The following is a 10,538-nucleotide window of genomic DNA, read 5'->3' as shown; positions in this document are numbered from 1 at the left end:
CGGGGGCCGCGCGCAGGGCGAACCGCCAGTCGGGGTTCAGCCGGGCCAGCCACAGCGCGCGCGGACCCGCGAACGCCAGCGCCGCCGGGCGCAGATCCGTCCGGCCGCGGGCCGCGTCCAGCAGCGCGGGCAGCGCCTGCGGCGGCGCCGCGTACCCGTGCGCGTTGGCCGCCGCGAGCCACTGCGGAAGCAGCTCCATCAGGTCCGGGGAACTGCCCCGCCGGCCGCCGGAACCGCCGCCGGACCGGTCGGCCAGCAGGGTGGCGAGCCGGCGCGCCGCCGCTGCGGGCAGGGGCGGACGCGGATCGGCGGGCGCTCGCTCGGGCCGGCGCGCCGCCCGCGCGGGCCGCAGCCCGGCCCGCCGCCGGACGGTCGCCACGGCAGCCGCGTCCAGCAGCGCCACCGGAGCCGCGCGGCCGGGCGCGACCTGCGCCGGGGCGCGCCGGTCGGTGCCGAGGAGGGCGGTGGTGACCAGCTCCTCCCAGGAGCTTTCCGGCGCCGTGGTGTCCCCGCCGGTGGGTGCCCCGTTCATCACGTCCCCTTTCCTTCGCCTACGTGCGCGTGAATGCCCGTCATGGGCGCGTGGATGTCCGCGCGGCCGGTCAGCACAGCGGCACCGCCTCGCCCGCCCCCTCCGGCCAGGCCGTGAGCGGGGTGAAACCGCGGTGGCCGCACTCGCCGAAGACCGTGACGGGGGCGCCGCCGGACAGGGCGACCAGCCGCCACAGGCCGGGCCGGGAGCGGGCGGTCCGGCTCAGCGGCAGGGCCGTGTCCGTGTCCGCGTCGGCCAGCTGCCACCGGTCGCCGTCCGGGACCGGTATCACCCGCTCCAGGGTGACCGGCACCGAGTCCAGCCAGGGGTCGTCGCGCAGGGCGTCGCCGTACCGGGCCGTCGCCTCGGCGGTGGTCACGCCCGGCGGGCGGAACCCGGCCGGGGCCGGCGGGGCGAACCGCTCGCCCAGGGCCGCCCGGGTCCGGCCGGAGCCCGGGTACGACGTCAGCTCCGCCTCCAGGGCCAGGCCGACCGGCAGCGACAGCTCCGGCGCCCGGCCCGCCGCGCCGTAGGACAGCAGCAGCCGGGTCCCGCCGGACTCGGCCCCGTGCAGCCATATCCGGCGCGTCGTCAGTTTCGCGTCCGCCGTGTCGTACTGGGCGAGGACCAGCCAGCTGTCGCGCACCGGCGGGCCGTCCGGCGTGGCGGGCAGGCCCAGCCGGGAGCGGACCGTGGCCGCGAGGGCCTCCGGCAGTCGGTCCCGGCGCAGCCAGCCCTGGTCGAGCAGGTGCAGCAGCGCGCACTCCTCCAGCAGCCGCGCCGGCCAGCCCGCGCCGGACGCCGGGATCGCTCCCAGCTCCCGGACGCGCGCGGCCAGACCCGGTGCCTGGGCGTCGACCATGCGGGCCGCCGTCTCGTCCCACAGGCCGTACCCCGCCTGCTCGGCCGCGGCCAGGCCGCCGCGCAGCAGGTCCGCCAGGCGCTGCTCCAGCTCGCTCGCGCCCGCCGTGACCCGCTCGGCCCGGCGCTCGGCCCGCCGCCGGGCCGCCTCCGGATCGGCGGGCGCGGCGGCCGGACCCCCCGCCGCCCGCGTCCGTTCCGCCCCGGCGCGTCTGCGTCGGCCCGCGAGCCACTGCCCGGCCCAGTCCGGCGGCTGCGCGCCGCCCGGCACCGCGCCGTCGTCGCCCGCCCACAGCAGGAGCAGGCCCAGCGCGTGCTTGCACGGGAACTTACGGCTCGGGCAACTGCACTTGTACGCCGGCCCGGCCGCGTCGGCCAGGTCCACCACCGTCTGGTACGGCCTGCTGCCACTGCCCTTGCACAGCCCCCACACCGTCCCCTCTCCGCTTCCGGTACCGGACCACGGCCCGGCCGCGCCGAGTCTGCTCCCCGCCTTGCGTGACGCGGCGTCAGGCGCCAGTGCCAGCACCTGCTCCGCGGTCCAGCGCACCCCCTGCTCAGTCATGCCACCGACGGTAGGTCCCGCCACTGACAATCGGCCCGGCCCGGGCGTTCGCGCAGGTCAGAGCGATTGTCAGTGGCGTGGTGCACGGTGGATGCCAGATCCGAACCGGCCGAGCTGGAGGGGGCCTCAGCCATGTCTGTGTCCGTGGAACCGACGACCGCCGCATCCGACCGCGACGAGACCGCACAGGCGTTGCGACCGCACGCCGAGCACGCCTTCGCGGCCGAACTCGCCGCGCTCGCCGCCCAGGACGACCGCCCGCGCCCGGCCCGCTGGAAGCTGTCGCCGTGGGCGGTGGCGACCTACCTGCTCGGCGGCACCCTGCCGGACGGCACCGTGATCACACCCAAGTACGTGGGCCCGCGCCGCATCGTCGAGGTCGCCGTCACCACGCTGGCCACCGACCGCGCCCTGCTCCTGCTCGGCGTGCCCGGCACCGCCAAGACCTGGGTGTCGGAGCACCTGGCCGCCGCCGTCAGCGGTGACTCGACCCTGCTGGTGCAGGGCACGGCCGGCACCCCCGAGGAGGCGATCCGGTACGGCTGGAACTACGCGCAGCTCCTCGCCCACGGACCGAGCCGTGACGCCCTCGTGCCCAGCCCGGTCATGCGCGCCATGGCCGAGGGCATGACGGCCCGGGTGGAGGAGCTGACCCGCATCCCGGCCGACGTACAGGACACGCTGATCACGATCCTGTCCGAGAAGACCCTGCCCATCCCCGAGCTGGGCGAGGAGGTCCAGGCGGTCCGCGGCTTCAACCTCATCGCCACCGCCAACGACCGCGACCGCGGGGTCAACGACCTCTCCAGCGCGCTGCGCCGCCGCTTCAACACCGTGGTGCTGCCGCTGCCGGAGAGCGCCGACGCCGAGGTCGACATCGTCACCCGCCGGGTCGAGCAGCTCGGCCGCTCCCTCGACCTGCCGGCCGCGCCCGACGGCATCGAGGAGATCCGCCGGGTCGTCACCGTCTTCCGCGAGCTGCGCGACGGCATCACCGCCGACGGGCGTACGAAGCTGAAGTCGCCCAGCGGCACGCTGTCGACGGCCGAGGCGATCTCCGTCGTCACCAACGGCCTGGCGCTCGCCACCCACTTCGGGGACGGCGTGCTGCGCCCGGGCGACGTCGCCGCCGGCATCCTCGGCGCCGTCGTCCGTGACCCGGCGGCCGACCGGGTCGTCTGGCAGGAGTACCTGGAGACCGTCGTCCGCGAGCGCGACGGCTGGACCGACTTCTACCGCGCCTGCCGCGAGGTGAGCGCATGACCGGCACCGGCGACGGCGCGGCGTACGCCGCCGGGCCGCTGCTGCTCGGGGTACGGCACCACGGGCCGGGCTCCGCGCGCGCGGTGCGGGCCGCGCTGGACGCCGCGCGGCCGGCCGCCGTCCTGATCGAGGGCCCGCCGGAGGCCGACGCGCTGATCCCGCTGGCCGCCGACCCGGGCCTGCGGCCCCCGGTCGCCCTGCTCGCACACGCCGTGGACGAACCCGGCCGCTCGGCCTTCTGGCCGTTCGCCGAGTTCAGCCCCGAATGGGTGGCCCTGCGCTGGGCCCTGGACCAGGGCGTCCCGGCCCGCTTCATCGACCTGCCGGCCACGCACACGCTCGCCTGGCAGGAGGAGCCACCCGTGCCGGACGCCGGGGACGGGGACGGGGACGACGCCGGGGACGGCGACGACGCGGTGCGCGTGGACCCGCTCGCCGTGCTCGCCGAGGCCGCCGGGTACGACGATCCCGAGCGCTGGTGGGAGGACGTCGTCGAGCACCGCGGGCCGGGCGACCGCGACCCCTTCGCGCCGTTCGCGGCGGTGGCCGAGGCGATGGGCGCGCTCCGCGAGCGGTACGGCGCCGGCGGGCGCGCCCGGGACCTCGTCCGCGAGGCGCACATGCGGCTCCGACTGCGCGACGCGCGCAAGGAGTTCGGGACCGCCGTGGCGGTGGTGTGCGGCGCCTGGCACGTGCCCGCGCTGCGCGAGAAGACCACCGTCACCGCCGACCGGGCACTGCTCAGGGGCCTGCCCAAGGTCAAGACCGACCTGACCTGGGTGCCGTGGACGCACCGCAGGCTGGCCCGGGCCGGTGGCTACGGCGCGGGCATCACCTCGCCGGGCTGGTACGGGCATCTGTTCCGCGCCCCGGACCGGCCGGTCGAGCGGTGGCTGACCAAGGTGGCCGGGCTGCTGCGCGAGGAGGACCGGATCGTGTCCTCCGCGCACGTCATCGAGGCCGTCCGGCTCGCGGAGACCCTGGCGGCGCTGCGGGGCCGCCCGCTGCCCGGTCTGAGCGAGACCACGGACGCGGTGCGCGCGGTGCTGTGCGAGGGCTCCGACGTGCCGCTGGCGCTGGTGCACGACCGGCTGGTGGTCGGCGACGTCCTCGGCGAGGTGCCGGAGGCGGCGCCCGCGGTGCCGTTGCAGCGCGACCTGGCCCGGCAGCAGCGCTCGCTGCGGCTCAAGCCCGAGGCACTGGAGCGCGAGCTGGAGCTGGACCTGCGCGGGGACACCGACGCCGGCCGCAGCAGGCTGCTGCACCGGCTGCGGCTGCTCGGCGTCGACTGGGGCGAGCCGGCCCGGTCCCGGGGGAGCACGGGCACCTTCCGGGAGACCTGGCGGCTGCGCTGGGAGCCCGAGCTGTCCGTGCGGGTCGCGGAGGCGGGCGTGTGGGGGACGACCGTGCAGGCGGCGGCGCGGGCCAAGGCGGAGGCGGACGCGGCGGCGGCGCGCGCCCTGGCCGACGTCACCGCGCTCGCCGAGCAGTGCCTGCTGGCCGGTCTGCCGGACGCGCTGCCCGTGGTCATGCGGGTGCTCGCCGACCGGGCGGCCCTGGACACCGACGTCGGCCATCTGGCCCAGGCGCTGCCCGCCCTGGTCCGCTCGCTGCGCTACGGCGACGTGCGCGGCACCGACACCGGCGCGCTGGCGGAGGTCGCGGCGGGCCTCGCCGAACGCGTCTTCGTCGGCCTCCCCCCGGCCTGCGTCGCACTCGACACGGACGCGGCGGAGGAGATGCGCGGCCACGTGGACGCCGTGCACACGGCGGTGGGCCTTCTGACGGAGAGCCTGGCCGGGACACCGGCGGGAGGAGATGCCTGCGCGGCGGGCCAGGGCGAGGGCACCCGCGCGTCGGCGGCGGGCGAACCGGCCGCCACCGAGGGGGCAGCCCGGGGCACCGGCGGGTCCGGTGCCGGGGCCGCCGGCGATGCGGGCGGTGCCGATGGGTCCGCCGATGGGCCTGCCGGCCGTGCCGGGGGTGGCCCCGGCGCATCCGGCGAGGGGGCCGAGGCCGACGCCGGTGACTCCGCGCGGGGCGCCGGGGGCGGTGCGGCCGGTGAGGCCGATCGCGGGCACGTGGACGGCGGCGGGCACCGCGAGCACACGGGCGGCGGCGGGCACCGGGGGCACACGCGCGGCGATGGGCTGCGCGCGCGGTGGCGGGGTGTGCTGCGGGTGCTGGCGCTGCGGGACAACGCGCCCGGTGTCATCCGGGGGCGGGCCGTGCGGCTGTTGCTGGACGACGGCGCGCTGCGGCCCGAGGAGGCGGCGCGGCTGATGGGGCTTGCGCTGTCGCCGGGCACGCCGCCCGCCGCTGCCGCCGCCTGGGTCGAGGGCTTCGCCGGCGGCGGGGGCGGACTGCTGCTGGTGCACGACGAGCGGCTGCTCGGCCTGCTCGACAACTGGCTGACCGGGGTGCCGGCGGAGGCGTTCACGGACGTGCTGCCGCTGCTGCGGAGGACCTTCGCGGCGTACGAGCCCGGGGTGCGCAGAACCCTCGGCGAACTGGTCCGGCGCGGCCCCGGGACCCGGCCCGGCGGACCCGCCCGGGGAGCCGCGATCCCCGGCTTCGCCGCCGAACCGGACGCCGGACGGGCCGACGCCGTCCTGCCGGTGCTGCGGCTGCTGCTCGGCCCGGACGCGGACCACGGCGCCCCGTACGGAACGCCGTACGACACGCCGGACGGCGCGGCCCACGACGCGAACCGCCACGCGGCCCACCACCCGGCGCACCCGGCGCACCGCACCGCACCCGGGCCGCCGGACGGAACAGCACGCGGAACAGCGCACGGAACGGCACACGAGACGACACACGGAACGACACAGGGTGACTGCCTCACGGGGGTGGGCACATGACGGAGACGACGGCCGAGCCGGTACCGGTGGAGGTGCCGGACGCGGCGCGGGAGCGGCTGCGGCGCTGGCGGCTGGTGCTCGGCGGGGACCAGGCCGACGGCACCGGGTGCACGCTGTCCGGCCGGGACGCGGCGATGGACGGCACGCTGGCCGCGCTCTACGGCAGGAGCGACAAACCGCAGCAGGGCCGGGACCGGTCGGCGGGGCTCGGCGCCTCGGCACCGTCCGTGGCGCGCTGGCTCGGGGACATCCGCAGCTACTTCCCCTCCTCCGTCGTCCAGGTCATGCAGCGCGACGCCATCGACCGGCTCGGCCTCGCCTCCCTGCTGCTGGAGCCGGAGATGCTGGAGGCGGTGGAGGCCGACGTGCACCTGGTCGGCACGCTGCTCTCGCTGCACAAGGCGATGCCGGAGACGACCCGGGAGACGGCCCGCGCGGTGGTCCGCAAGGTGGTCGACGACCTGGAGAAGCGGCTCGCCACCCGCACCCGGGCCACCCTCACCGGCGCCCTGGACCGCAGCGCCCGGGTCAGCCGCCCCCGCCACCACGACATCGACTGGAACCGCACCATCGCGGCCAACCTCAAGCACTACCTCCCCGAGTACCGAACGGTCGTACCGGAACGGCTCGTCGGCTACGGGCGGGCCGCGCGGTCGGTCAAGAAGGAGGTCGTGCTCTGCATCGACCAGTCCGGGTCGATGGCGGCCTCCGTGGTGTACGCGTCGGTGTTCGGCGCGGTCCTCGCCTCGATGCGGTCGATCAGCACCCGGCTGGTCGTGTTCGACACGGCGGTGGTCGACCTCACCGACCAGCTGGACGACCCCGTCGACGTCCTCTTCGGCACCCAGCTCGGCGGCGGTACGGACATCAACCGGGCGCTCGCCTACTGCCAGGAGCAGATCACCCGGCCGGCCGAGACCGTGGTCGTGCTGATCAGCGACCTCTACGAGGGCGGCATCCGCAACGAGATGCTCAAGCGGGTCGCCGCGATGAAGGCGTCCGGGGTGCAGTTCGTCGCGCTGCTCGCGCTGTCGGACGAGGGGGCGCCCGCCTACGACCGCGACCACGCGGCGGCGCTCGCCGCGCTCGGCGCACCGGCCTTCGCCTGCACGCCCGACCTGTTCCCCGACGTGATGGCCGCCGCGCTGGAGAAACGGCCCCTGCCCATACCGGACACGGCGTGACCGGAGGCGCCCATACCGGAGGCGGCGGGACCGACTCGCCCCGGCCGGACGCGGCGTGCGTGGAATCCGCCTCGCGCGGGCACCCGGTGGACAGCCGGGCCCCGTGCCCGGGACAGCTCCGCGGGGTGGCCGGACCCGGGTGGTCGAAAGCCGTCGGCTCGTCCGGGCGGCGCCGCGCGGACGGGGCGGGTGGTCCCCATTGGGGTGGGGATCAAGCGCCCCGGCCCCGGTCGCGCCGGGGCCACCAGGGGGCCTCACCGGGTCAACCCCAGCCCGGTGAGGCCTCGCACACCGCCCGTACCCGCACCCATCGACGGCACTCTGTGCCAGAGAACCCGGCATCATGTGACAGGTATCACCGCTCAGGTGTGACCCGCGATTTAGAGGGCCCCCGCAAGCAGCGATAACCTGCGAGACGGACATGCCGCGCGCTCGGACACCGTGTGCGCTTCCCTAGTGACAGCGGACGTCACGTTGCCCTTCGCGGCACGCCCACGCATCCAACGAACCGCGAGATCACTGATAGGGACGGAAGCGCGTGGACCTGTTCGAGTACCAGGCGAGGGACCTCTTCGCCAAGCACGATGTACCGGTGCTGGCCGGTGAAGTCATCGACACGCCTGAGGCGGCGCGCGAGATCACCGAGCGGCTCGGCGGCAAGTCCGTCGTCAAGGCGCAGGTGAAGGTCGGTGGTCGCGGCAAGGCCGGCGGCGTCAAGCTGGCCGCCACTCCGGACGAGGCCGTCGCCCGCGCGACGGACATCCTCGGCATGGACATCAAGGGCCACACGGTCCACAAGGTGATGATCGCCGAGACCGCTCCGGAGATCCTCGAGGAGTACTACGTCTCCTTCCTCCTCGACCGTGCCAACCGCACCTTCCTCTCCATCGCCTCCGTCGAGGGCGGCATGGAGATCGAGGAGGTGGCGGCCACCCGTCCGGAGGCCGTCGCCAAGATCGCGATCGACCCGATCGACGGCGTGGACGAGGCCAAGGCCCGCGAGATCGTCGAGGCCGCCAAGTTCCCGGCCGAGGTCGCGGACAAGGTCGTCAACGTCCTGATCAAGCTGTGGGACACCTTCATCAAGTCGGACGCCCTCCTGGTCGAGGTCAACCCGCTGGCGAAGGTCGCCTCCGGCGAGGTCATCGCCCTGGACGGCAAGGTGTCGCTCGACGACAACGCCGAGTTCCGTCACCCCGAGTACGAGGAGCTCCACGACAAGGCCGCCGCCAACCCGCTCGAGGCGGCCGCCAAGGAGAAGGGCCTCAACTACGTCAAGCTCGACGGCGAGGTCGGCATCATCGGCAACGGCGCCGGTCTCGTCATGAGCACCCTGGACGTCGTCGCGTACGCCGGTGAGAAGCACGGCAACGTCAAGCCGGCCAACTTCCTGGACATCGGCGGTGGCGCCTCCGCCCAGGTCATGGCCAACGGTCTGGAGATCATCCTCGGCGACCCGGACGTCAAGTCCGTCTTCGTCAACGTCTTCGGTGGCATCACCGCCTGCGACGAGGTGGCCAACGGCATCGTCCAGGCCCTGAAGCTCCTGGAGGACCGCGGCGAGAAGGTCGAGAAGCCCCTCGTCGTCCGCCTCGACGGCAACAACGCCGAGCTGGGCCGGAAGATCCTCACCGACGCCAACCACCCCCTGGTGCAGCGCGTCGACACCATGGACGGCGCGGCCGACAAGGCCGCCGAGCTGGCCCACGCCGCCAAGTAAGCACTCAGGACGAGGACACAACACACCATGGCTATCTGGCTCAACAAGGACAGCAAGGTCATCGTCCAGGGCATGACCGGCGCCACGGGCATGAAGCACACCAAGCTCATGCTCGGTGACGGCACGAACGTCGTGGGCGGCGTGAACCCGCGCAAGGCGGGTCAGACCGTGGACTTCGACGGCACCGAGGTACCCGTCTTCGGCACCGTCAAGGAGGCCATCGAGAAGACCGGCGCCAACGTCTCCGTCATCTTCGTGCCGGAGAAGTTCACCAAGGACGCGGTCGTCGAGGCCATCGACGCCGAGATCCCGCTGGCCGTCGTCATCACCGAGGGCATCGCCGTGCACGACACGGCCGCCTTCTGGGCGTACGCCGGCAAGAAGGGCAACAAGACCCGCATCATCGGCCCGAACTGCCCCGGCATCATCACCCCGGGCCAGTCCAACGTCGGCATCATCCCGGGCGACATCACCAAGCCGGGCCGCATCGGCCTGGTGTCGAAGTCCGGCACGCTGACGTACCAGATGATGTACGAGCTGCGTGACATCGGCTTCTCCACCGCTGTCGGCATCGGTGGCGACCCGATCATCGGCACCACGCACATCGACGCGCTCGCCGCGTTCCAGGAGGACCCCGAGACCGACCTCATCGTGATGATCGGTGAGATCGGCGGCGACGCCGAGGAGCGCGCGGCCGCGTTCATCAAGGAGAACGTGACCAAGCCGGTCGTCGGTTACGTCGCGGGCTTCACCGCGCCCGAGGGCAAGACCATGGGTCACGCCGGCGCCATCGTCTCCGGTTCCTCCGGCACCGCGCAGGCCAAGAAGGAGGCCCTGGAGGCCGCGGGCGTCAAGGTCGGCAAGACCCCGACCGAGACGGCCAAGCTCGCGCGCGAGATCCTGAGCGCCTGAGCTTCCTGAAGCGCCGCCGGTAGGCCCGTCCCCTCCGCTGGGGCGGGCCTACCGGCGTCTCGCCCGCTCCGGCGCCTCACCGCGCCTGCGGGAACACCCGCTCGGGGCCGCTCGCCTCCGACCGGTGCAGCTTCGTCCGCAGGGTCCGGTCGGCCCGGGACAGCGGCCCCAGCCCGGCCGGCGGCGGAACCCCCTGCACCGCCTGGGCCGGAGCCACCGGTGCCTCGTAGCGTGTCGGCGCCGTCCGCAGCGTGAGCGTGGTCGCGCCGACGATCGTGACCGTGAAGGCGATGGCGGCCCGGGTCCAGAAGACGTTCCGGCGCTCGCACCCGGTCCGCACCACCGTCGGTCTGGCCGCCCGCAGGATTTCCGCCGAGGCCAGCTCGCGCAGCCGGCGGTGCAGTTCGCCCGGGTCGGCCAGGTCCGGCAGCCGTGCGGCCACCGCCTCGCGGGCGTGGATCAGCCGGTTCGCCGCAGCCGGCGTGCTCGCCTCCGTCTCCGCCGCCGTCTCCGGCAGGTCGAGCCCCACCCCGTCGTACAGGACGAGCGTGCGCCGGTACGGGGCCGGCAGGTCGAGCAGCGTGTGCAGCAGCTCGCGGTGGGCCGGGTCGGCGGGCGGGGGCTCCGGGGAGCGGTAGCT

Annotated in this window: 8 protein-coding genes; 5 read left to right on the top strand and 3 right to left on the bottom strand. The window is 75.0% G+C overall.

What is annotated here, in order from left to right:
* On the bottom strand, nucleotides 1–532 hold a 532-nt coding region (locus CCN44_RS29665; protein ID WP_244203987.1), incomplete at its 3' end, for a DUF5691 domain-containing protein.
* Nucleotides 533–602: 70 nt separating this feature from the next.
* Nucleotides 603–1,958 carry an SWIM zinc finger family protein gene (locus tag CCN44_RS29660; protein ID WP_059252179.1) on the bottom strand — a complete coding sequence of 452 codons (1,356 nt, stop codon included), beginning with the start codon at nucleotides 1,956–1,958 and terminating at the stop codon, nucleotides 603–605.
* A gap of 132 nt (nucleotides 1,959–2,090) precedes the next feature.
* Here CCN44_RS29660 and CCN44_RS29655 point away from each other — a divergent pair, with 132 nt between their 5' ends.
* From CCN44_RS29655 to sucD, 5 genes are all read left to right on the top strand, one after another.
* Nucleotides 2,091–3,221, top strand: a complete 1,131-nt coding sequence (locus CCN44_RS29655; RefSeq protein ID WP_059252180.1) for an ATP-binding protein — start codon at nucleotides 2,091–2,093, stop codon at nucleotides 3,219–3,221.
* On the top strand, nucleotides 3,218–6,082 hold the full coding sequence (locus CCN44_RS29650; protein ID WP_086700979.1) for a DUF5682 family protein: 2,865 nt from the start codon (nucleotides 3,218–3,220) through the stop codon (nucleotides 6,080–6,082). The genes CCN44_RS29655 and CCN44_RS29650 overlap by 4 nt, the downstream gene beginning before the upstream one ends.
* Complete coding sequence (locus tag CCN44_RS29645) at nucleotides 6,079–7,266, top strand: VWA domain-containing protein (protein WP_086700976.1); 1,188 nt, start codon at nucleotides 6,079–6,081, stop codon at nucleotides 7,264–7,266. Before CCN44_RS29650 ends, CCN44_RS29645 begins: the two co-directional genes overlap by 4 nt.
* A 538-nt stretch (nucleotides 7,267–7,804) precedes the next feature.
* Nucleotides 7,805–8,986: an ADP-forming succinate--CoA ligase subunit beta gene (gene sucC, locus CCN44_RS29635; protein ID WP_059252182.1), complete on the top strand. Its 1,182-nt coding sequence runs from the start codon at nucleotides 7,805–7,807 to the stop codon at nucleotides 8,984–8,986.
* A gap of 27 nt (nucleotides 8,987–9,013) precedes the next feature.
* Nucleotides 9,014–9,898, top strand: coding sequence for a succinate--CoA ligase subunit alpha (gene sucD / locus CCN44_RS29630; protein ID WP_059252183.1), 885 nt, complete (start codon nucleotides 9,014–9,016; stop codon nucleotides 9,896–9,898).
* Nucleotides 9,899–9,974: 76 nt separating this feature from the next.
* Here sucD and CCN44_RS29625 read toward each other — a convergent pair.
* Nucleotides 9,975–10,538: RNA polymerase sigma factor (locus tag CCN44_RS29625; protein ID WP_462509659.1), on the bottom strand; the 564-nt coding region annotated here is incomplete at its 5' end.

Source organism: Streptomyces tricolor (genome assembly GCF_002155905.1).
GTDB classification, from domain to species: Bacteria; Actinomycetota; Actinomycetes; order Streptomycetales; family Streptomycetaceae; genus Streptomyces; species Streptomyces tricolor.
This window is presented reverse-complemented; position numbering and strand designations above follow the sequence as displayed.

Bases quoted from the DNA above. Each gene is read 5' to 3' on its own strand.
- CCN44_RS29655 (WP_059252180.1), top strand. From the start codon at position 2,091: ATGTCTGTGTCCGTGGAACCGACGACCGCCGCATCCGACCGCGACGAG.
- CCN44_RS29660 (WP_059252179.1), bottom strand. From the start codon at position 1,958: ATGACTGAGCAGGGGGTGCGCTGGACCGCGGAGCAGGTGCTGGCACTG.
- sucD (WP_059252183.1), top strand. From the start codon at position 9,014: ATGGCTATCTGGCTCAACAAGGACAGCAAGGTCATCGTCCAGGGCATG.
- CCN44_RS29650 (WP_086700979.1), top strand. From the start codon at position 3,218: ATGACCGGCACCGGCGACGGCGCGGCGTACGCCGCCGGGCCGCTGCTG.
- CCN44_RS29645 (WP_086700976.1), top strand. From the start codon at position 6,079: ATGACGGAGACGACGGCCGAGCCGGTACCGGTGGAGGTGCCGGACGCG.